A 21,062-nucleotide genomic window follows, 5' to 3' on the forward strand; every position below is an offset into this window, starting at 1 on the left:
GAGTGTTTGTATCAATCAGGGTCTGTGAGGGGTTGAGAGGCGAATCTGTGAGGTCGCTTTTTCTGGGCTCAAGATCAGTTTTTGCAGCTGACTTCTTCTAGCGACCAAGAATGCTTATGTCAGACCGCATTTTGGTCGTATGTGCCGGTATCCGGGTCAGCAAACTTGCACTTGAGACCAAGGATCGTTGGTCTCCCTATGGATTTGGTCGAATATGACGGTTTCGAATGGTTGCCCCAACCAGATCGCTAAAAATGATCGTTGCCTGGATTCATTTAAGAACTAGCAAGTTTAAGGTGTCGACGCCGGTAATCAATCATGACCACTACAGCCATGAAGATATCCAAGATCACTGTAATAATGGCAATCATCCAACTTGATGCCGTGTTGTTCAGGTCTGCAAGGCCAAACGATCCCAGAATGAAGATCAACATGTTGTTGGCGATATGAAGTCCAGTTGTCGCTTCAATTCCTCCGGTGTACCACACAGTTATTCCCGCACTCAGCGCGAAAACACCAATGGAAATTAAGCCGGGAAGCTCATAATCGTGTCCCCACACAAAAAACGGCATTGGGGCAAGAATGGGCAGCACCGGAGATTTGAAGAAGGTTCCCACGAGCTGCCCCAGATAGGATCTAAAAATTAGTTCCTCAGCCCAACACTGAACTGGTATCAGCACCAATGCAATGCACAAAATCCATAGTCCTTGGGTTGTGATCGTGAATCGGGCTTCGTCATCAAAAATTGCGAACAACACATTGCCTGGGAGTAAAACCACCACTCCGACTCCCAATGCCCGCCACATAATTGGCCATCGGAATTTCGCTTCAGATGAAAAGAGCGAACCTAGTGGCCTGCCTTTAGCTAGTTTCACACCAATCAAAATTGGTACCGCCAGTACGCTGATAAGCCCTAAAGAAAAAGCTAGATCTACTGGCTTATTCATATTTAGCTCTTCATTGAGCATGGGTAGTCCCCACCGAAGTTCGACAATGACGGCCACAATGAAGACAAAAGCAATAAGTACTATTGCGGCAACCACCATGAGCAAAAGTTCACGAAGCAAAGCCCACAATCGAGATCTGCGTTTGGGATTAAATCTTGCTACCTGCCTAAAAAATGAATGACTCATGCAACTTACTGTGCTTGCCTTCTAACACCTCCGGTATCAGGCATAAGGCCAAAGGATTTGTACTTTCGGCCGACACCGCCTTGCCACAGTGGTTGCTAGCATGACGACTGTGTATCAATTAGGCGGCAAATCCAAATTCTGGATCGTAGTGGCGTGCTGGATCTTTGGATTAGTGGCTACTCTTTTACTCACACCTGACATATTCGATTGGCAAGATTTAGACAAAGTTTCAGACGATTTCCTATCGGCACGCATCGCTTACCTACTCCTACATTTAGCCATCGGACTAATCGCATTGGCGTTGCTTCCCTTTGCGCTTTCTCACCAAAGTCATGCCGTTATCATCACGCTGACTATTTTCGTTGGCAGTTTTTCCATGCTGGGGTTGGGTGCAGGTTTAGTAGTGTTCTTCATCAGCGTGTCTTCACTTGAGCTGTGGCCAAGTATTCGCGCCGTTGTTGCAGCTAGTTTGGCGGGACTTGCTGATCTTATTCTTCTTCCGGGAGAGCAATTCCAACTCTGGAGTCCATTGGGAATCTTAGTTGTGATTGGGGTGGCGTTTGTGCCTGCAAGAAGGTGGGGGCGGCGTCGAAAAGCAATAGAAGCCCGGCAGGCTGACATCCGCAGCGCAGAACGTTTAAGAATAGCCCGCGACATGCACGACACCTTATCGCACAGGCTAAGCCTGATCGGTGTCTATGCAGGGGCGCTCGAAGTTCGCAAAGATCTTGACCCGGAAACCCAACAGCAGCAAATCAAACAAATTCGAATTCAAGCAGAAGACGCAGTCACTGATTTGCGACGCACACTGAAACTACTTCGAGAAGAACCAACAACAACTGACCCTCGCGCAGGGATCGACGTACTTATTGATCAAGCTCGAGCTGCAGGAAGCGACATCACGCTGAAATATGTCCATATTAAAGGAGAAGATCTTAACTCTTTAGACACCATGGCAAGCCACTGTGTGTACCGCACCGTCCAAGAGGCACTAACCAATGCGCGCAAACATGCATCAGACTCACCGATCAAGATCCTCATCCAAGCCGATGATGCCAAGCTACACATCCACATTGTTACCCTAAATCCCGGAGCCACGACCCATTTAGCAAAAGGATCCGGTCTCATTGGACTTGCCGAACGAGCAGAGCTGGCCGGAGGAACCCTCATGATCCACAGCTCGCCAGACTTTCACGTCCACCTTCAACTCCCTTGGAAAACCACATGATCTCTGTACTTATCGTTGATGATGAACCACTCATGCGCGCAGGCATTACCCTCATCGTGGAATCTGACCCCACTATTAAAGTCACAGCGGAAGCTGAAAATGGTCGTGAAGCACTAGAACAACTGACAATTCATAACATTGATGTTGTATTACTAGATATCCGCATGCCCGTGATGGACGGATTGGAAACATTAAAAACCATCAGCGAAGAAGTGTCCCCACCCGCAGTAATCATGCTCACCGCAACTGAAACTGATGAATCCATCGTGACATCACTATCACTCGGGGCTCTCGGGTTTTTGCTAAAAACAACACCACCAGCCGCACTTATTTCTTCCATCCATAGCGCAGCTACATCTCAACCTGTCTTAAGCCAGGAAGTAATCAGCAATCTTTTAGAGCTGCACCACGTGCCACAACCAACAGCTTTGGATTCACTAAGCCCCCGAGAACACGACATCACACGGCTGATTGCACGAGGACTCACCAACGAGGAAATATGCCACCAACTGTTCCTCTCGCTCTCCACCGTGAAAACTCACATCGGGCGAATAATGAACAAGCTGAAAGTAAGCAACCGAGTACAAATCGCTGTCACTTACGTTAATTCCACAAGACGGGGATAAAAAAGAAACTGTAGGTCATCTTTATTGATGACCTACAGTTTCTATTTGTGCGCCTGGAGAGACTTGAACTCTCACGTCCTAGGACACTGGAACCTAAATCCAGCGCGTCTGCCAATTCCGCCACAAGCGCTTGGTGCGGGTTTTACTATACATGGAGAAGGGTAAAAATTACTAATGCGGGTGACCAACTACACCGTGAAAAAATTCGCTTCTGGTAAATCAGCAGGTAGAATAGCAATCTATGAGCAAGCCAGGGCCAGCCGGGGTTAAAGAAAAGAAGACCGTCAAGTTAAGTCACATTGTCTTTCTTCTCATTTGTTTCATCGCAGCTTGCGCATTGGCATGGTGGCAGTGGTCTAGATTTCAGTCCGGATCTGGAACTTTCCAAAACTTAGGTTATGCCTTCCAGTGGCCACTCATCGGTGGATTCCTCATCTATGCATACCGTAAGTATTTACAGTATGAGAATGAGTCCATTGAGTTAGAAAACATGGAAGCCAAAATGATGGCGGAGCAAGGCAAAACACCAGTTGCGCAATCAGAGCAGGAAGATAGCTTCGTTCAGCTCTCTCACCGTCCGAGCTTGGTGGAAGATGACAGTGTCAAGGAAATCGACGAATCCTTCCTGCCGTCTCGCCCGACAATGGATGTGGAAGAATTCAACAGGTTGAATGATCCGCATGCACGGAGACGTCGAAAAGCCTAAACCTGGAACTTTTCCGGGCCCGCGCCCGACTGCTTTGCTGAAGCCCTATCCCGCTATTTTATTTTTGAAGGAAGAGTTGCGTGTCTACCACCACCCCAATCCACCCCGAGCGTAAGAAACGCGTTCGTCAGGCCCTCACCATGTTCTCCATCGCTGCGTGGGTGACTGGTGTGTTTTTGCTGGCGCTGGTGGCGGAGATGATCATGAAGTACATAATTGGCATGGATCTTCCTGAGTGGGCACGATTCGTTCCGATTGCACATGGATGGGTTTACATTGTTTTCTTGATGACCACCCTGAACCTGGGTCTGAAGGCGCGTTGGAATCCGACTCGTTGGGTGACCACCGCTATCGCAGGTGTGGTTCCGCTGCTGTCGTTTTTTGTTGAGCACAACCGCCGCAAGGAAGTTACTCAGACATTCCAGCTGAACTCATAGTTAAATACACAAAACCTCCCCGTCCGATCACTGCGTGTGATCTGGCGGGGGGGTTTTAGTTTTCCTTAAGGCCTTAGCTAGCCGCAGCTACCTGTGCGATCTTCTCAACCAATCCGCGCAGCGCTTGACCTCGATGGGACAAAGCATCCTTTTCCTCTGCGGAAAGTTCAGCGGAGCTGCGTCCTTGTCCATCGATTTCCTCTGCTGGAATGAACAGTGGATCGTATCCGAAACCGTTTTCGCCCTTAGGTCCGCGTAGGAGTTGGCCTTCCCAACGGCCTTCCTGAACAAATTCTTGGCCGTCCGGAAGTGCAAGCACGCATACGGACACGAAGGCTGCGTTGCGGCGCTCGTCGGGAACATGTTCCATTTGGGCAAGAAGCAGCTCGTTGTTGGCGGTGTCGTTGCCGTGTGCGCCAGACCAGCGGGCGGACAAAACGCCGGGCATTCCGTTGAGTTCTTCAACAGCGATGCCGGAATCATCGGCGATCGTGGCGATGCCTGTGTGGGTTACCCCGGCGCGCGCTTTGATCTGTGCGTTGTCGGCAAAAGTGCGGCCGTCTTCGATCGGCTCGTCGTATGCCTCGACGTCACGCAGAGCCAGCAGTTCAACGGAATCTAGGCCTGCTTGATCCAAAATCCGCTGGAGTTCTTTGAGTTTCTTTGCGTTGTTGGATGCAAGAAGAAGTTTCATCCGGTGTCCTTAACTCTGTTGTGGTTTTAGATTCCCAGTGCAGCTTTTTGGGCAGCAACCAATTCGCGGCAGCCCTTTTCTGCGTAATCCAGCATGTCATTAAGCTGTGCGCGGGTGAAGGTGGTTTCTTCGCCGGTGCCTTGAATTTCCACGAACTCACCGTGCTCAGTCATGACAACGTTGAGGTCAACATCAGCGCGGGAATCTTCTTCATATGGCAGGTCAAGGCAGACATTGCCATCAATAAGACCAACGGAAACGGCAGCTACGGGGGCAAGAAGTGGGCTGCCTGGAACAACGCCACGTTCCTGCAAAACCTTGATGGCATCAGCCAGCGCCACATATGCACCAGTGATAGATGCCGTACGGGTACCGCCGTCCGCCTGAAGCACATCGCAGTCAATAGCAATGGTGTTTTCACCCAGCTGGGAAAGATCCACAGCCGCGCGCAAAGAACGACCAATTAAACGAGAAATTTCATGAGTACGGCCCTTGACTTTGCCAGCCATAGATTCACGACGGTTACGCTCCGCAGTCGCAGCCGGAAGCATTGCATACTCTGCGGTCAACCAGCCTTCACCGGAATCACGCTTGAAACGAGGCACGCCCAATTCCACGGAAGCAGTGCACATGACGCGGGTGTTACCGAATTCAACAAGCACGCTGCCTGCAGGGTTTGAAGTAAATCCACGGGTGATTTTAACGGCGCGCATCTGATCCTGGGCGCGGCCATCAAAACGAGAAAAGCTGGAAGAAGAAGTCATGGAATACAGGTTACCTTCCAGGCTAAGGCGCTCGCGCACCAAGATGCTTTTCGACGCCCCACCCCACCCACACAGCAAAGCGCGCTAGGAATTTAAGGACATCTCATCCCTAAAAAACCCTAGCGCGCCTTACCACCCGTGGTAGCAGTGTGCCCCAAAGCTAGAAACTAGCTACTAAACAACCCTCCAAACCACAAACCAAGAAGTGCTGACAACCCACCAAAGATTCGGCTCACGATCTTGATCAACGTATCAAAAGCAGAACCAACACTCGATCCAGGAACACCAGGATCCTGTAGATCTGGATCTTGAGGATCTTGCGGATCAGGGTCCTGTGCATCCTGGCCAGCAATAGTTAAGTAAGACCATCCCAACACATGAGCAGAACCAGCCTTATCAGCCTCATACACAGCCACCTGGTTTTCACCACCACGACCAGCAGGAACAATCACAGTTACCGTGCCATCAACACCCACAGTCATCCGATCAAAGCTAAACGTGGTTGGGAACAACACCACATCCACGTCCTCACCAGCAGGTAAACCACCAATCGTGATCTCCTGACCAGCCTCTACCTCCGCTGGAACAACAAGCTCACCCTTATTACCAGCGTTCAGATCACTAGCCTGCGGCACACCTGGCTGCTCACCAGAATCAGATGCGTTAGTGAAATCAACATCAAAGCTCATCGGAGCCTTCTTCGAATCACCCGCACCACCAGAGGAATACCAGTAAGAAGACAAGTTGGTATCAAAGTGGAAATCCAGGAAGCCCTGCGGCCATGCACCCCAACCAGCACCCGTAGTTACCTGTGGCGTGACATCTGCTGGAATATCAGCAAGCACACCGTCATAATCAGGGGTGATGGTCACGACACCTTCAGGATCAATGCTCACACCACTAAACGTTGCGATCGTGACATCGTCATACAGATCAGTCAGCGGGGTCTTCTCATTCGGGTTCGACATCTCCACTTCATAACCAGTCAGATCACCAGTCAGCACACCCATACCAGCTGCCGAGACCTCAAGATGAGGATCAGTAATGGTAAATGGAACCAGGCCATCGTAGAAGTTGATACTAAACGAGCCATCCCAATCCACTGTTGCAGACCCATCCGGGTTAATAGCAGCGTTACCGCCACCGAACTCGACAAGCTGATCAATAGTTGCATCACTAACATGTGCTGCTCGTGAGGCATAATCAGGTTCGGTGTCGGTGGTGCCATCACTGTGGATGATGCGCACATCACCATCAGTGGACTCATACGTCAAAGCGGATCCATCAGACACACCAGCAGAAAGATAGTTGGAATCACCAAACGGTGGTCGAGATTGAACTTCCTCACTAATACCCCAACGCAGCACCACATCATCAATGCTTAAGCCATCATCTGGGATCTCAGTAGCAGGACGTACTGTCAAAACAGCTTCCCTGGACATGGTGGTACCAGCAGCATTGGTAGCAACAGCACGCAACCTCGTTCCAGACTGGTCAACTGCTGTATCAGTCACCGTTAAGGAGGTCAGTCCTTCTGCTGTGGTGACGTGGAAGTTGTTGTCAGTGTTAATGCGGGTCCAGAAACCGTTGCTGCGGTATTCCCAGTACACGTCTTCTACTTCTGGGTGAGCAGTAAACGCTGCCTGGAAGACACCAGGTGTTCCCGCAACAACATCCTTAGATGCTGGCTGGGTAGCTACCTTAGGTGCATAGTTGACAGTCAGCGTTGCTTCATCAGAAGCAACAGTACCGATATCACCGGTGAACGTAGCGCGGTAAACACTTCCGTTATCAGCACCGGAGGCTGTAATTGTTAAGCTCTCGCCGGTTGCACCGTCAATATCAGAGAATGCTGATTCACCTGGTTTCTTTACCTGCCATTGCTGCGCCCACTGACCTGTGCCGCCTTCAGCACGCGCGGTGAACGTGACCTCCTGGGAAGATCCTGCTCCTAGTTCAATAACATGAGATTCAGGCTGCTCAGCAATCGACGGTGTTACGCCATCAAGCGACCACTTTTGGATTGCCATATTCGATGTTCCAGGACCTTTAACCTGCGTATACACGTTACCGTTACGATCTACACCAGCTGCGTCTCCGGAAAAGTCAAGCGACTTAATATCAGCAAAATACTTACCATTAGAAAATACGCGTACCGCAAGGGCAGACGGTTCGAAAACGTAATCCAGACTATTTACGGTATCGCTAAAACTAGGTCCGGTTGAGGTACTAACTCCTTCAATAGAAAAAGGCTCAGTATGGACAATCTGTCCGTCTTCGATATCAATGTAGGAATAAACGTTTGCCCAACCCGAAGCAGATAGAAACAGGCTTCCATCTGCAGCTTTTCCAACTGAACTATATTCATATTCTATTCCTGGCCAAGGAGAAATTGGGTTCACTCCCTCAATAGGTTCAACCCTCAACTCATTGCTCTCAAAAAGCAGACGTAAATACGGCATTCTTTGTGACTGCCCGTTACTGTCGATATAGCTACCACTTGTCAACAGCAGCATAGAACCATCCCGGAAAAATCCAAATTTATTGAAGTTAAGTACGGATCCAGGCCGTGGAGTTAACCAGTTCTCACTCTTGTCAAGATCAGTCGATCCCACAGGCATTGCTTCCATTAGTGCCGCAAAAAGGTCATACTGCACGGCTGTACTGGTCTCAATATCAATGAACTCGAGCTTCGAGCTATACGATGCTCGCCCTTCTTTGGGGACTCTATAGTTTTCTAACAAAACTAAGTTTTGTCGCCCCTCGTCCCAATTCAGATAAACACCCTCTTGTCCTTCAGCTTCGTATTCATAAACTTTCGAATACGAATACTTGGAATCAGAGGAATCAAAAGAAATCTTGATAATTTCGAATGTCGTAGATTCTCCTGCTTTGACAGATTGGTAGTAAAGCTCGCCAGTTGTTGGATCAAAGGCTACTTCGGATGTAATTCCAAAAGAACCACCCCGAATGGGCGCCTCTATGGTTCCTAACACGCTTAAGTCATCAGCATCCAGTGCTGTTACTTTGTAAGTCGTTTCACTGGCACCAGGATTAATTCGCTCTAAGACGTGAACAATATCTCTGCCGCGTTCTGGAAAGACCTGAGCCCGATTATTCGCACCATTATCCCAGACTTTTGAGGGCGAAAAAAGAGGAGTTCCAGATTCAATAAATTCTGATGAAACGTCCGGGAGCCCTCCAGGACCCATGTAACTAAAACTCAGATCGTCAAATCTCACGCCTTCTCCATAAAGCGGGAAGTTTGAGGTATTAAAAGTCGTAATACCCGACCATGTTGTCGTAGTGCCATCAGTCTCTATTTCAGCGTTTGAAATATCTAAGGCAGCAATTGGTTCTTCAACTAGAATGACATCTTCAAAAGTGTCGCGATCTTTTCCTATATATGTACCGTAGATATACTGCTCATCTGGGGAGATCCGGATGATCAAATCTTGAAACTTGGAATCCAAAAGAAACGAATTGTCTTCTTCAATGAACCAGGATTGAAAATGGGCAACACCACCTAATCTGAGCTCTAAGCTGTTATCCTCAGGATCAAAGTAACCACCATTTGCAGGCCAAACGATTTCTGAAAGTGGTTCATCCAGCCATTCCGCGCCTGCCGAAAGTTGCGAGCCACCTCGACCGTGAAGACCAACACCAATATAATTTCGCCAAGACTGCTTAATGCCCCATGTTGCTGAGCCTTCACTCAGCTCTACTCGTTGATCGTCGACATCGAAGTAATCGGCTTCTTGAGCCAAAGAGGTTGGATTAAAGCTGAAAAGCAAAATGCTTACCATTACCAGAAGTGCAACAGTTTTCTTAACTAGGCTTTTAAAACTATTCATTTTTCCCTTTTGACATGTAAAAGTTGGCTTCTCAAGGTCTAATTCTCGAAAAGCCAACTCTTTGCTAGCAAACTATATTTGGCTAGTTCAAATTGAATGGAGCGCTGTAAGCAACTGGGATTCCACCGCCGCTTACCAAGTGCTCTGCCACCGTAATATTTGCAGATTCAGGTGCACTTAGATTGACATAGTCAGGCTGCCCAGGAAGACCTGGGAAACCAATCAGTTTTCCTAGTTTTCCATGCGCATTAATATCGTTGTTAACGAGAGTGACGGAGGCGTTGATCTCGCCACTAGAATCAGCCTGTGCATCTACTTGTACAGTTTCAGCACACGCAGGTGCTCCAGTAGGAGCAATTCCCTCTACCGTGCAGAGTCCCAGCCTGTAGTCGGTATCCTGCTCCAACCCAGTTACCTTTACCTGGACAGTTTGACCGCTAGAATAAGTGGTCTGATTTGGAGTGACCGAAACCACTGGAGCCGTTTGTGCAAATGCCGGTGCTGCGGTAAGAAGCGCGGATCCGAAAAATGCCGCACCGAGTAGAGCAGAGATTGCCCGCTTTGGAGCAATTGAAACAGTCATGCTTTATCTCCTTAAAGAGAAATTGGTGGCCGAAATGGCCCAGACTTTACGTATTTCTACGTACTGAGTTCCGCAATTCTGGAGGTCTCTTCGTTGGATTCCAGTAACTGAGAACATTATTGAGGTTAGCTTTACCTTTGTAGGAAAGCTAGTAACTGTAAAGATTTCATCACTTTTGCATATATTTAAGTGTTCAAACTTGCAAAAAATCCTATATTTAACCTGGCAGTTTCACTTGACGCTTCTTATAAAATACCCCCGGGGTCTAAACATAAGAATAGCCCCTTTCGGGGCTAAATAATCCATCTACCAGGTATTTAAATCAGCTCAACGCAGTGAACTTAATGCAATTTGAAGGCGCAACAATTAACAGAACCTTAAAGCAAGTTGAATAATCGGCAAGAAGCCACCACCCAGACTTACTCCAGTAGAGTCCTTAAATTTAGAACATTTGTATTAAAAATCTACAACCATCCCCGGGCGAGCAAGTTCAATTGGACCATCAAAGTGTTCCCCAGCTGCTGCCACTGTTGCATCCGCATCAATCCATGGTGGAACATGAGTGATAATCAGTTTCTTTACGCCAGCTGCTGCCGCAATTCTTCCGGCGTCTTGGCCACACATATGCATTCCTGGTGCTTTGTCATCGCAAGAGGTGCCCCAAGTTGCCTCGCACAAGAAAATGTCAACGTTGCGGGCGGCGTCGATAAGCGCTTCGGTGTACGCGCTGTCACCGGAATACGTAATTGAGGCGCCGGTGCGGTGCTCTTCTACGCGAAGCGCGTAGGTCTCAATGGGATGCACAACGCGGAACGGCGTGACCGTGAAATTATCAATGAGCTCTGGCTTGCGCTCTTCCCAGGCGTCGAAAGCAAAAGTATCTGACATATCATCAATGCCATCAGGCTCATCGGAGCTCAAACGACCAAGCCTGTTGGGGGTATCTTCAGGTCCAAACAAAAGATTGCGGCTCTTGGCGGCCAGCGTTGGGTGGAACCTGCGCCACACCATCAAGGACGCAAAATCAGCGCAGTGATCGGTGTGCAAATGGGAGAAAATAACATGCGCATCAGCAGGATCTTGAATTTCTTGAACTGCTGCAAGGACACCTGGGCCCATGTCCATAATCACGGCAGGGGCGTCCGGAGAAGTTAACAGATATCCGGATGCGGGGTTACCTGGAGCGGGCACGCTACCAGAGCTTCCTAGGATGGTCAGTCTCATAAGGATACTGTGCCATGCAATTGAAGATCTCGTGAACTTTTAGGCCAAAATGTGAATATCTAACTACCCCTCCCCATTTCGAGGTAGATCACACACCTGGGATTATCCTTCGTTTTGCCTCACTTGGGACACAATTGGCCCTAAGAATCGGCGGCTTAATTGCGCAAAGATGTCTGGATCGCCTGTCGATTCAAAGCTGTAGGTGGGTTCTGGATGCATTTCAGGATCAGCCAAAAGATCCTGCTGGCTCAAGATACGCAAAACATCTTTGGCTGTTTCTTCGGCACTAGACACGAGGCTGACGTGATCCCCCATTGCTAACTGGATAACACCAGAAAGAAGTGGATAGTGAGTACATCCAAGCACCAAAGTATCCACGCCTTCTGCCTGCAAAGGTTCCAAATAATCCTCCGCAATATTAAGGATCTGCCTACCACTAGTGATTCCGCGTTCCACAAAATCCACAAACCGCGGGCATGCCACCGCACTGACCTCAATAGAAGGACTAGCCGAAAAAAGATCCTGATAAGCACCGGAGTTAATTGTTCCAACCGTGCCAATCACCCCCACTTTGCCATTGCGGGTAGACGCCACGGCACGCCTTACTGCAGGAAGAATGACCTCCACTACCGGCACACTGTATCGTTCACGAGCATCACGAAGAAACGCCGCAGATGCCGTGTTGCACGCAATGACGATCATTTTGCATCCACGCTCTACCAACTCATCAGCAATCCGAATCGCATGCTCCCGGACCTTAGCAATCGGCAACGGACCATACGGACCATTAGCAGTATCACCGATATAAATAATGGATTCATGTGGCAATTGATCAATGATCGTGCGCGCCACGGTAAGCCCGCCAACTCCAGAATCAAAAATTCCAATCGGTGCATCAGCACCTGGGATGGGGCGTTCAATCATAGATCCACTGAAATCAGTCACGGTTGCCATCATAAGCCACGTCGCGTGGCTTCCCTTTTTATCTACTGTTATCTACGGAAAATATGCCACAATGTGGCAATGGCTGATTCTCCTGATCAAGAAACCAGACGATTTGCTGCAGTGCGTGCCTCCTCCGAAACCGTTGGGTCCCCCACACAGGTTCCCGCTAAACACCCCCGCAACAGCAGCATCATTGGTCTGATTTTGATCCTCATCGCCATCATTGTTCTTGCTGGGATTTTGCTAATTAACAGTCTAAGTAGTTCTTCTGATGATTCCTCGGATGCTGCGGAGAGCTCTGTTGCAAGCGATACTCCCAGTGTTACCCCTAGTGATACCTCAGAGGCCGAAGATTCTGCAGGTTCTGCGGAGTCAGCGGAACAGCCCACTGAAACAACAGCCCCCAGCGCTACACAAGCTGCAGGTAATCGTCCTGCTCAACCGTCTCTACCCGCCGATGCCTCGCCTGCAAATGCAGCTGCTCAAGCAAACACAGATGCAGGTGATCTCAATAACGTCTACACAGGTTCAGCGTCTACCTCAACAGAGTTCGCTCAAGCAGTCCGAGATGCTTTTGTAAACCACTATCTAGAAACCGATGAACTTTCCGGCCAGGTAACAGCTACAAGCCCAGTTACCGGTGGTAACTACACCATGAACTGCACGGACAACGGAGAATACGTCACATGTACCGGTGGAAACAATGCGGTTGTGTATATTTCTTAAGATTTCTCTACATCGCGACGTTCAGTTTTAGGGTGCCTTAAAACAAGCCATTTAAGCGCCCCAATTTCTGGAATGAGTATTTGTATTACCCGGTGCTCAAAAGGCGCTTAAAAACGATTCTGTGAGGGCACTTTTTCAAGGCACCGCAGCCAGATTCTAGATCACACCAACAGAAACCAAACTGGCGTGCCAAGGATTCCCGAAAACCCGAAATCTTGTCACCATAGTTTGGTGAGCAGCTCCGCAAACCGAACTGGTGTGCCAAAGAATTTGAAAAATCGAAAATCTTGGCACACCAGTCTGGTTTTGAAAAAGGCCACCGCGCGATCACAGCTGGACTAGCTATCAAGCTGGCCACACACCGATCTAGCCTTTAAACCCTCGGCAACTTGTTGGACATATCTAAGCGATGCACGATCTTCTTCATCGCTGAGCCCAAGTATTTAAGTTCTTCTGCGGTGAGATCATCAAACACTAATCGGCGAACTTCTTTGACGTGTCCTGGGGCTGTTTCTTGAACTTTCTCCCAGCCTGTGTCTGTGAGGACTGCAACGGTGGCGCGGCCATCATCGGGATCAGGAACGCGTTTTACCCACCCGGCTTTTTCTAGGCGAGTAACCACGCGGGAAAGGTGCGAGAGAGTCATATCGGAAAGTTCAGCAAGTTCACTCATGCGAACGCGCCTGTCTGGTGCCATGGAAATCTGCGCCATGGTGAAGTACTCAAAGTGGCTTAAACCTGCTGCGTCTTTGAGTTGAGCATCCAAGCGAGCAGGTAGACCGATTCGCATTGTCCACACATCGAGCCATACATCTTGCTGCTCGTCGGTTAGCCAAATGTCCTGGGATTCGGGTTTGTCACTTGTCATGTCAATTAATTGTAGTCGCTGGGCGGGATTTACAAGCCTCTTTGGCGTTGTTGCTTTTGTAATTTCTTTTGCTGTTTCTTCGCTTTTAGAGCTGCGGGATCATCAGAAGTGATAAACGCACCTGCGCCGATTCCTCCGAGGGCGCCGAAAAGATGCCCTTGCCATGACACACCCATTTGGGTTGGAAGAAGCCCCCAAAATAGTCCAGAGTAAATAAACGCTAACACCACTCCGAGCAGGAATTGTTTAATGTCTTTGTTAAATATTCCCCGGACAATGAGGTATCCAAGCCAACCGTAAATTAGCCCGGAAGCACCGATGTGGTTGGTTCCGATACCGCCGAAGAACCAGGTACCCAGACCACCGATCAAGCCTGCAATGATGGTGACTTCCCAAAACACGCGCTTGCCGCTCATGCCTATCAGGAAGCTGAATATAAAACCTGGAACTGTATTTCCAATGAGGTGGCTAAAGCTTCCATGCAGCAGCGGTGAGGTGAAAATTCCCCACAATGCGCTGGTGTCTAAAGGGTGAATGCCAAAGCTGGTTAATTGAAAACCCGTGAGAAACGCCACCGCGATGGATAGTAAATGCACCACCCAAATGACCACGACGTATCCCACCGCGATACTCAGCCCAGTGCGCACGGAGGATTTGTTTTTCAGCTGCTGGTTCAAGCTGGCGTTTGGCTTATTCCATGGCTGCACCGGCCCACCTGTTGGTTGATACATGCCGGAGCTGCCAAAATTAGTGTTGTTATACGGGCTGTTGTAACTCATGGTAGAAGTTCCCTGAAGCTTTTGAGCCCAAGTCCAGGACTCGCGGAAAGTATGGCGTCGATAATAGCGTCCTGCACGCAATCGGCCGCATGTGCGCACAGTTCTGCCAGGTCAACTGGGGTAACACCGCTGCCATCACCGGAGGACATGGCAAAGAATGTGTCACCATCCATCGGGGAATGCGCAGGCCTTACCGCACGCGCCAAACCATCATGGGCCACCAGCGCCAAGCGCTTTGCTTGGGCTTTTGTCACAGGCGCGTCAGTTGCCACCACGCCGATGGTCGTGTTGAGGGTTTCTGCCGCGCTTTTTAGCTTTTCGACGCCCACCCCCTTTATTTCGGGCCTCCCAAACAGCGCACCAGTCTCTAGATCAACAACCTCACCTACCGGATTTGCCACCACCCCTGCTGCAACCGTGTATTTTCCAACCCGGCGCGAACTCTGCCCAAATCCACCGCGTAATCTTCCTGCGGTTGCTCCCGTCCCCGCCCCGACACTTCCCGAACCATTGTGCGTTCCAGCGAAAGCATTTTCTACTGCTTGTTCCCCATCAGCAGCAGTCGGCCGATTTTTTGGATCCCCCACCAACAAATCAAAAATCACAGCGCCTGGAACAATCGGCACGATAGGACCTTCGGGGCGCACGGGAAAACCAATACCGCGTTTTTCCAGGGCTGTCATAACTCCATCAGCGGCTGCCAATCCAAACGCCGAACCACCACACAACACCACGGCATGTGCTTGCTGAACAGAATTGTGTGGCTCTAAAAGATCCGTTTCTCTAGTGCCTGGGCCACCACCACGCACATCAACCCCCGCAAATGCACCGTTAGGTGCAATGACCACCGAGCAACCTGTATCCCCCTTGCTCACGTGGCCTAAAAGGAAGCCGGGGACGTCGATAAGCATTAGTTCATCATAGCTTCCAGCAAGGATTCCTGATTATAAGCAAGCCACTGCACTAAATTTTCCCGATCTTCTTCGGCGGCTTCCCCACCGCGCACATCGCCTGATGCCACGTACAGGCGAATGTCATTGAGTGCTGCTAACCACGCATGCGCTTCCTCCTCAGAAGCCGACACCGCCACATTGCCATCAGGGCCAAGCGCATCATTGATCACGCGGAGATTTTCCAGCTTCGCACGGGTGATATCGCCCTCATGCAGCGAACGAAGGAAAGAATTATCCCCGTCATACTCCTCATCGCCCTCATGCTGAAAATCAGGCAACAACCGAGCCAACGCAGGATCAGTGGGTGCTTCCTTATGCCCACTAGTCATCCCAGTCATCTCAGCCAACGGATCCTTAGGCACAGACTGCGCCCGCTGAATCAACGCCTCACTTACCGCCGCCGATAAATCCCCCAGCACTTCCCGCTCCATCGGATCAAAAACCACCGAATAACGGACCTGGCGCATAAGGCCCTTTTTCTTCTTCCACTGCTGCATAACGATAACTTCCTAACCTGCCTGCTGCATTGTTGCCCACAGCCCTGCGGTGTGGAGTTTCTTCACATCACCCTCCACCTTGTCTTTCTCACCAGAACTCACCACAGCTTTGCCCTCAGTATGAACCTGCATCATCAACTCAGTGGCACGTTTCTTACTGAAGCCCAACACCGTTTGAAAAACATAGGTGACATAGCTCATGAGATTGACCGGATCATCCCACACGATGCACAACCACGGCAGGTTCTCACTAGACAACGTGTGCACATCAAGCTCAACGTCGGGCGTGGCAAGCGGCGCAGAAGGCGATGACATATTAGAGATTTCTTTCACGCTTTCCGCAGCCTTCACTGCCGGTGGGTAGTGAATTGGGTTTTGCCTATTCATGACAAATAGCCTAGTCAACAACCAAGTGTTGGCGCAGAGTAGTCGCACTTTTCCCGCGAAAAATTACGTCATAGGTGATACATCACCCAACTATTTATCCTCTAACCTGCAAGAATGCTGCAATAACCGACATCGCATTTCACTATTCATTCTGATAGCCTTTTTCCTGAAAATGCACTAAACATTTAATTTTGTTGACCTATCAATGCTGGTTTGAAGCACAAACCAGAGCGGAAGGACCATCTGATGGAAGGCCTCGCAGCACAAGCGCGTGCCCTGCTGGAAAAATGGGGTGTTGCGCCAACGCATGCCCAATTCATTGAGTCCATCGCAAAGGCCATCCCCATTTTGTCCATCCTGCTGACTCTCATCGTCACGTTGAATGGCATCTCCACGGGTAAAGCCCCTGAGTCTCCCGCGCTGTCTCAGGTGCGGACGGATGTTGTAAACAAGATCAATAATGTGCGCGGTGGCGAAGGGCTCTTGATCCTTACAGCGGACCTCAACCTGCACACTGCTGCCCAGGAAATTGCAGAAAGAAATGCAGAAGCTGGCACTGAGGAAGAAGTTCCAGACCCTGAAGGAAATTTGGTAGTTCTCCAGCAAAATCTCCCCTACGCTGACGCCAATGCCGACACCATCGTTGATAGGTTCTTGGCCTCACCAGCACATGCGGAACTCTTACTCGCCAATGACTACGAAGCCGTCGGAGTTGGTGTTGCATACAAAGGTGATCACGCGTGGGTAGTGGTGCAGTTCACTGTGCCTGCACTCGAGTCCGTAGAATCAACAGAGTGAATACCAATCCTTCAGAATTTTCCCCCACCAGATCCACAGCTCTATTAACTGATAAATACGAGCTGACCATGCTTCAAGCAGCACTTGCAGACGGCTCAGCCGAACGCCCCTCCACATTTGAGGTCTTTAGCCGCCGCCTTCCAAACGAGCGTCGCTACGGCGTCGTTGCAGGAACTGCCCGTGTCTTGAAAGCAATCCGTGACTTTGTATTCACAGAGGAACAACTCGCCGATCTTGATTTCTTAGATGACCGCACCCGCGAATACCTACGCAACTACCGCTTCACCGGCCAAGTAGATGGTTACCGCGAAGGCGAAATTTACTTCCCACAATCCCCTCTACTGACAGTCCGCGGCACCTTTGCCGAATGCGTCATCTTAGAAACCGTCATCCTATCCATCATGAATGCGGATTCTGCCGTAGCATCCGCAGCAGCCCGCATGGTTACCGCAGCAGACGGACGCCCCATCATTGAGATGGGATCACGCCGCACCCACGAATACGCAGCCGTGACCGCATCCCGTGCAGCTTACCTCGCAGGTTTTTCCACCACCTCCAACCTTGAAGCGGCCTACCGCTACGGCATCCCAGCGTCTGGTACCTCGGCTCACGCCTGGACTCTTTTGCACATCAACGACGATGGCACCCCCAACGAAGCAGCAGCTTTTAAAGCACAAATTGATTCCCTCGGCGTTGACACCACCTTGCTTGTCGATACCTACGACATCACCCAAGGTGTAAAAACAGCCATCGAAGTAGCAGGCCCAGACCTAGGTGGCGTCCGCATCGACTCCGGTGACCTCGGTGTCCTTGCCCGCAAAGTCCGCAAACAGCTCGATGATCTCAATGCCCACAACACCAAGATCGTGGTCTCCTCCGACCTGGATGAATTCGCCATCGCAGGTCTTCGCGGCGAACCAGTTGACGTCTTCGGTGTAGGCACATCCGTAGTCACCGGCTCTGGCGCACCAACAGCAGGGTTGGTATACAAAATCGTCGAAGTTTCAGGACACCCCGTAGCTAAACGCTCCCGCAACAAAGAAAGCTATGGCGGCGGCAAAAAGGCAGTGCGCACCCACCGCGCATCAGGTACCGCCATCGAAGAAATCGTCTACCCATTTGATGCAGAAGCACCAGATACCGGCAAGCTCGACACCTTGAACCTGACCATCCCATTGATGCGAGATGGAGAAATCGTTCCAGGTCTACCAACCCTGGAAGATTCCCGCGCATACCTAGCCAAGCAGCTGGTGTCTTTGCCATGGGAAGGCTTGGCGCTCTCACGTGATGAGCCTGTACTACACACTCGCTTCGTGGGTTTCCCACCAGTGGCATAGTGTAAACCTGCTTTACCTGCTTTACCTTGGGGTAGGTGAAGCAGGTTCAACTGGTTTTTATAGCGGCAGTTTCCTAGTACCGTCATATTCGACCAAATCCATAGTCGTTTTAAAGATCCTTGGTCACCAGCGCTGGTTTGCGTGTCCGAAAACCGGTGTAGGAGACCAAAACCTGGCTCCGAAAAGTCCTTTTTGGTCACCAGAGAAAGTGGCCCTGCGAAAATCGTCCGGTCGCGTTAAAAGCACGAAACAAAAGCGTGAATGCCACACTCTAAACCTGGATATGCACCTAGAACTCACGGCTTAGGCTTTCGCCACCGATCTGGATAGACTTTGAACAATGTCTGCGCCTGAATCCCCCACCCCAGATCCGTTGAATGCTTCCACCGAAGAATTGTTATCCGCTGCCGTTGAAGCATTAGGTGGCGCTCGTCGTGCTGGTCAGGAAGCAATGGCAAAAGCTGTCACTAAAGCTTTTGACAATAAGCGGCATTTGGCGGTGCAGGCTGGTACGGGTACGGGTAAATCTCTGGCTTATCTTGTGCCGGCGATTCGTCATGCGCAGAAATCAGATTCCCCTGTTGTTGTCTCTACTGCAACGATTGCGTTGCAGCGCCAGTTGGTTAATCGGGATCTTCCTCGTTTGGTCGATGCGTTGGAACCGCTGATGGAGCGGCGCCCTACCTTTGCGATCATGAAGGGCCGATCCAACTATTTGTGCATGAATAAGGTGGCTCGGCAAGAAGAACTCAACCAGGAAGATGCCCTGATTGAGCAGGAAGATATCTCTTGGCTGGGTAAGCACATTGTGCGTCTTAATGAGTGGGCAAATGAGACGGAAACTGGTGACCGCGATGATTTGGATCCAGGCGTGCCAGATCTTGCGTGGAAGCAGGTTAGCGTCACGGCAAGAGAATGCATTGGTGCATCTCGCTGCCCGCATGGTGAGGATTGTTTTGCAGAGGTCGCTCGGGCGAAAGCCAAGGAAGCTGATGTGGTTGTCACCAACCATGCTTTATTAGCCATTGACGCTTTAGCCGATATTTCAGTCCTTCCTGATCACGATGTGGTGGTCATTGATGAGGCTCATGAATTAGATGGTCGTATCACTGCGGTGGCTTCTGCAGAGATCACCGTGAATTCCCTCAACTTGGCTGCTCGTCGTGCCGCTAAATTGGATTCCGATAAGCGGGAAGAACGCGTCCAGGAAATCGCTGGTGATTTGGAAACACTGTTGCAAACCATGCAGCCTGGTCGGTGGAATGACAGGGATGAGGGATCCAAAGGCACGTTGGTGGCTCTGAAGGATGCGTTGTGGGCGTTGCGAGCTCAGATCGCGGGAGCCCCTGAAGGCGAGGCTGCCAATGATCCGGAGCGTTTTGCCGAGCGTCAGAACCTCAGCAACCACTTGATGGAAATCCACGACGCTATCGTGCGTATTTTGGAGGTGTTTGCGGAGGAGGATCCCTCCAAGCAGTACGACGTGGTGTGGCATAACCATGACGATCGACGCGGAGATTCCCTTAACGTCGCTCCACTTTCCGTAGCTGGGTTGTTGCATGAGAAGCTGTTTGCGGAAAACACCGTTGTGCTTGCCAGCGCCACGTTGACCATCGGTGGAAACTTCAATGCGATGGCTGCCAGCTGGGGTCTTCCTAAAGGCTCATGGGATTCCCTCGATGCGGGCACACCATTTGATCCTGCCAAATCCGGCATCTTATACACCGCTCGTCATCTTCCCGATCCCGGACGCGATGGATTGCCCGAGGAAACCCTTGATGAAATCTACGAATTAATTACTGCGGCGGGCGGGCGAACGTTGGGGCTCTTTTCGTCGAAACGCGCTGCAGAGCAAGCCACCAAGGCGATGCGCTTGCGCCTGCCGTTCGATGTGCTCTGCCAGGGCGATGACAATACTGCGGCGCTGGTGAAGAAATTTGCCGACAGCGAAAACACCTGCCTTTTTGGCACCCTCACGCTGTGGCAGGGGGTCGATGTTCCCGGCCGTTCGCTGTCATTGGTGCTCATTGACCGCATCCCATTCCCCCGCCCCGACGATCCGCTTCTGCAAGCCCGCAAAGAGGCAGCAGACGCCGAAGGTCGCAACGGTTTCATGGAGGTTGCTGCCACCCACGCAGCACTTTTAATGGCGCAGGGCGCAGGGCGGTTGTTAAGGCACGTCGGCGACCGCGGCGTGGTTGCAGTGCTAGACCATCGCTTATCGACGAAACGTTACGGCGGGTTCCTTCGCTCCTCCATGCCTCGCTTTTGGGAAACCACCAACCCTGACACGGTGCGCGCGGCCCTGAAACGGTTGGTCGCTGCCAAATAAGTGTCGGGTGTGACAGACGTGTGAGCAACTTTTTAAAAACCAAACAGGCGTGCCAAGATTCTCGGTTTTTCAGAATTCTTGGCACGCCTGTCTGTTTTGAGGAGAGGTAAACCAAACATACGTGCCAAAGATTCGGGGTTTTCAAGATTCTTGTCACGTATGTTTGGTCGAGTCCCAATAATGGCTCCAAC

Annotated in this window: 20 protein-coding genes and 1 tRNA gene; 8 read left to right on the forward strand and 13 right to left on the reverse strand. The window is 50.5% G+C overall.

Translation table 11 applies throughout. The features are described 5' to 3' along the window. Nucleotides 1-275: 275 nt before the first annotated feature. Nucleotides 276-1,133 (reverse strand): CPBP family intramembrane glutamic endopeptidase, encoded by an 858-nt coding sequence (locus N24_RS13005; RefSeq protein WP_096457916.1) that lies wholly within the window; start codon nucleotides 1,131-1,133, stop codon nucleotides 276-278. Between the two features lie 172 nt (nucleotides 1,134-1,305). On the opposite strand from N24_RS13005, the gene N24_RS13010 reads away from it, so the two are divergent. Both N24_RS13010 and N24_RS13015 read left to right on the forward strand, forming a co-directional pair. Then, a complete protein-coding gene (locus N24_RS13010; RefSeq protein ID WP_157736426.1) occupies nucleotides 1,306-2,361 on the forward strand; it encodes a sensor histidine kinase in 1,056 nt (351 codons plus the stop codon). Next, on the forward strand, nucleotides 2,358-2,987 hold the full coding sequence (locus tag N24_RS13015; RefSeq protein WP_096457922.1) for a response regulator: 630 nt from the start codon (nucleotides 2,358-2,360) through the stop codon (nucleotides 2,985-2,987). The genes N24_RS13010 and N24_RS13015 overlap by 4 nt, the downstream gene beginning before the upstream one ends. Before the next feature lie 48 nt (nucleotides 2,988-3,035). Here N24_RS13015 and N24_RS13020 read toward each other — a convergent pair. After that, nucleotides 3,036-3,117: transfer RNA gene (locus N24_RS13020), tRNA-Leu, on the reverse strand. 111 nt (nucleotides 3,118-3,228) lie between these two features. On the opposite strand from N24_RS13020, the gene N24_RS13025 reads away from it, so the two are divergent. Both N24_RS13025 and N24_RS13030 read left to right on the forward strand, forming a co-directional pair. Next, entirely contained in the window at nucleotides 3,229-3,693 is a 465-nt protein-coding gene (locus tag N24_RS13025) for a hypothetical protein (protein ID WP_096457925.1), read from the forward strand. A gap of 80 nt (nucleotides 3,694-3,773) precedes the next feature. Beyond that, the gene (locus tag N24_RS13030; protein ID WP_003857996.1) at nucleotides 3,774-4,130 is read left to right on the forward strand and encodes a DUF3817 domain-containing protein; all 357 of its coding nucleotides are present in this window, start codon (nucleotides 3,774-3,776) and stop codon (nucleotides 4,128-4,130) included. 73 nt (nucleotides 4,131-4,203) lie between these two features. On the opposite strand, the gene rdgB is transcribed toward N24_RS13030, so the two are convergent. The 6 genes from rdgB to murI all read right to left on the reverse strand — a co-directional run bounded on the left by rdgB (nucleotide 4,204) and on the right by murI (nucleotide 12,206). After that, entirely contained in the window at nucleotides 4,204-4,824 is a 621-nt protein-coding gene (gene rdgB / locus N24_RS13035; protein WP_011015172.1) for an RdgB/HAM1 family non-canonical purine NTP pyrophosphatase, read from the reverse strand. A gap of 26 nt (nucleotides 4,825-4,850) precedes the next feature. Further along, complete coding sequence (gene rph / locus N24_RS13040; RefSeq protein ID WP_096457928.1) at nucleotides 4,851-5,588, reverse strand: ribonuclease PH; 738 nt, start codon at nucleotides 5,586-5,588, stop codon at nucleotides 4,851-4,853. A 167-nt stretch (nucleotides 5,589-5,755) separates the two neighbouring features. Then, nucleotides 5,756-9,394 (reverse strand): HtaA domain-containing protein, encoded by a 3,639-nt coding sequence (locus N24_RS13045; RefSeq protein WP_167382117.1) that lies wholly within the window; start codon nucleotides 9,392-9,394, stop codon nucleotides 5,756-5,758. A gap of 130 nt (nucleotides 9,395-9,524) precedes the next feature. Further along, nucleotides 9,525-10,025 (reverse strand): neocarzinostatin apoprotein domain-containing protein, encoded by a 501-nt coding sequence (locus N24_RS13050; protein WP_096457933.1) that lies wholly within the window; start codon nucleotides 10,023-10,025, stop codon nucleotides 9,525-9,527. Nucleotides 10,026-10,481: 456 nt separating this feature from the next. After that, complete coding sequence (cdpA, locus tag N24_RS13055; RefSeq protein WP_096457936.1) at nucleotides 10,482-11,249, reverse strand: 3',5'-cyclic adenosine monophosphate phosphodiesterase CpdA; 768 nt, start codon at nucleotides 11,247-11,249, stop codon at nucleotides 10,482-10,484. A 102-nt stretch (nucleotides 11,250-11,351) separates the two neighbouring features. Next, nucleotides 11,352-12,206: a glutamate racemase gene (murI, locus tag N24_RS13060; protein ID WP_096457939.1), complete on the reverse strand. Its 855-nt coding sequence runs from the start codon at nucleotides 12,204-12,206 to the stop codon at nucleotides 11,352-11,354. Between the two features lie 60 nt (nucleotides 12,207-12,266). Between murI and N24_RS13065 the strand changes: the two genes are divergently transcribed. Continuing rightward, nucleotides 12,267-12,920, forward strand: a complete 654-nt coding sequence (locus N24_RS13065; RefSeq protein ID WP_096457942.1) for a hypothetical protein — start codon at nucleotides 12,267-12,269, stop codon at nucleotides 12,918-12,920. Between the two features lie 373 nt (nucleotides 12,921-13,293). Here the strand turns inward: N24_RS13065 and N24_RS13070 are convergent, their stop codons facing one another. The 5 genes from N24_RS13070 to clpS are packed head-to-tail and all read right to left on the reverse strand — an operon-like array spanning nucleotide 13,294 to nucleotide 16,332. Beyond that, nucleotides 13,294-13,788: a MarR family winged helix-turn-helix transcriptional regulator gene (locus tag N24_RS13070; RefSeq protein WP_096457945.1), complete on the reverse strand. Its 495-nt coding sequence runs from the start codon at nucleotides 13,786-13,788 to the stop codon at nucleotides 13,294-13,296. A gap of 29 nt (nucleotides 13,789-13,817) precedes the next feature. Next, complete coding sequence (locus N24_RS13075; protein WP_096457948.1) at nucleotides 13,818-14,567, reverse strand: rhomboid family intramembrane serine protease; 750 nt, start codon at nucleotides 14,565-14,567, stop codon at nucleotides 13,818-13,820. Further along, the gene (locus N24_RS13080) at nucleotides 14,564-15,478 is read right to left on the reverse strand and encodes a P1 family peptidase (RefSeq protein WP_096457951.1); all 915 of its coding nucleotides are present in this window, start codon (nucleotides 15,476-15,478) and stop codon (nucleotides 14,564-14,566) included. Before N24_RS13080 ends, N24_RS13075 begins: the two co-directional genes overlap by 4 nt. Beyond that, nucleotides 15,478-16,017, reverse strand: a complete 540-nt coding sequence (locus N24_RS13085; protein ID WP_096457954.1) for a DUF2017 domain-containing protein — start codon at nucleotides 16,015-16,017, stop codon at nucleotides 15,478-15,480. The genes N24_RS13080 and N24_RS13085 overlap by 1 nt, the downstream gene beginning before the upstream one ends. Before the next feature lie 12 nt (nucleotides 16,018-16,029). Further along, nucleotides 16,030-16,332 carry an ATP-dependent Clp protease adapter ClpS gene (gene clpS, locus N24_RS13090; protein ID WP_011897801.1) on the reverse strand — a complete coding sequence of 101 codons (303 nt, stop codon included), beginning with the start codon at nucleotides 16,330-16,332 and terminating at the stop codon, nucleotides 16,030-16,032. A gap of 318 nt (nucleotides 16,333-16,650) precedes the next feature. Between clpS and N24_RS13095 the strand changes: the two genes are divergently transcribed. The 3 genes from N24_RS13095 to N24_RS13105 all read left to right on the forward strand — a co-directional run bounded on the left by N24_RS13095 (nucleotide 16,651) and on the right by N24_RS13105 (nucleotide 20,871). Further along, entirely contained in the window at nucleotides 16,651-17,202 is a 552-nt protein-coding gene (locus tag N24_RS13095) for a CAP domain-containing protein (protein WP_096457960.1), read from the forward strand. Next, entirely contained in the window at nucleotides 17,199-18,539 is a 1,341-nt protein-coding gene (locus tag N24_RS13100; protein WP_096457964.1) for a nicotinate phosphoribosyltransferase, read from the forward strand. Before N24_RS13095 ends, N24_RS13100 begins: the two co-directional genes overlap by 4 nt. A gap of 340 nt (nucleotides 18,540-18,879) precedes the next feature. Beyond that, complete coding sequence (locus N24_RS13105) at nucleotides 18,880-20,871, forward strand: ATP-dependent DNA helicase (RefSeq protein WP_096457967.1); 1,992 nt, start codon at nucleotides 18,880-18,882, stop codon at nucleotides 20,869-20,871. Nucleotides 20,872-21,062: the final 191 nt, after the last annotated feature.

Origin of the sequence: Corynebacterium suranareeae (assembly GCF_002355155.1) — a bacterium.
Taxonomy (GTDB): domain Bacteria; phylum Actinomycetota; class Actinomycetes; order Mycobacteriales; family Mycobacteriaceae; genus Corynebacterium; species Corynebacterium suranareeae.

What these genes read in the sequence shown, in the direction of transcription:
- N24_RS13045 (WP_167382117.1), bottom strand. Translation starts at nt 9,394, where the DNA reads ATGGTAAGCATTTTGCTTTTCAGCTTTAATCCAACCTCTTTGGCTCAA.
- N24_RS13080 (WP_096457951.1), bottom strand. Translation starts at nt 15,478, where the DNA reads ATGCTTATCGACGTCCCCGGCTTCCTTTTAGGCCACGTGAGCAAGGGG.
- N24_RS13005 (WP_096457916.1), bottom strand. Translation starts at nt 1,133, where the DNA reads ATGAGTCATTCATTTTTTAGGCAGGTAGCAAGATTTAATCCCAAACGC.
- rdgB (WP_011015172.1), bottom strand. Translation starts at nt 4,824, where the DNA reads ATGAAACTTCTTCTTGCATCCAACAACGCAAAGAAACTCAAAGAACTC.
- clpS (WP_011897801.1), bottom strand. Translation starts at nt 16,332, where the DNA reads ATGTCATCGCCTTCTGCGCCGCTTGCCACGCCCGACGTTGAGCTTGAT.
- N24_RS13050 (WP_096457933.1), bottom strand. Translation starts at nt 10,025, where the DNA reads ATGACTGTTTCAATTGCTCCAAAGCGGGCAATCTCTGCTCTACTCGGT.
- N24_RS13075 (WP_096457948.1), bottom strand. Translation starts at nt 14,567, where the DNA reads ATGAGTTACAACAGCCCGTATAACAACACTAATTTTGGCAGCTCCGGC.
- N24_RS13025 (WP_096457925.1), top strand. Translation starts at nt 3,229, where the DNA reads ATGAGCAAGCCAGGGCCAGCCGGGGTTAAAGAAAAGAAGACCGTCAAG.
- N24_RS13095 (WP_096457960.1), top strand. Translation starts at nt 16,651, where the DNA reads ATGGAAGGCCTCGCAGCACAAGCGCGTGCCCTGCTGGAAAAATGGGGT.
- N24_RS13085 (WP_096457954.1), bottom strand. Translation starts at nt 16,017, where the DNA reads ATGCAGCAGTGGAAGAAGAAAAAGGGCCTTATGCGCCAGGTCCGTTAT.
- N24_RS13105 (WP_096457967.1), top strand. Translation starts at nt 18,880, where the DNA reads ATGTCTGCGCCTGAATCCCCCACCCCAGATCCGTTGAATGCTTCCACC.
- cdpA (WP_096457936.1), bottom strand. Translation starts at nt 11,249, where the DNA reads ATGAGACTGACCATCCTAGGAAGCTCTGGTAGCGTGCCCGCTCCAGGT.
- murI (WP_096457939.1), bottom strand. Translation starts at nt 12,206, where the DNA reads ATGATGGCAACCGTGACTGATTTCAGTGGATCTATGATTGAACGCCCC.
- N24_RS13070 (WP_096457945.1), bottom strand. Translation starts at nt 13,788, where the DNA reads ATGACAAGTGACAAACCCGAATCCCAGGACATTTGGCTAACCGACGAG.
- rph (WP_096457928.1), bottom strand. Translation starts at nt 5,588, where the DNA reads ATGACTTCTTCTTCCAGCTTTTCTCGTTTTGATGGCCGCGCCCAGGAT.
- N24_RS13015 (WP_096457922.1), top strand. Translation starts at nt 2,358, where the DNA reads ATGATCTCTGTACTTATCGTTGATGATGAACCACTCATGCGCGCAGGC.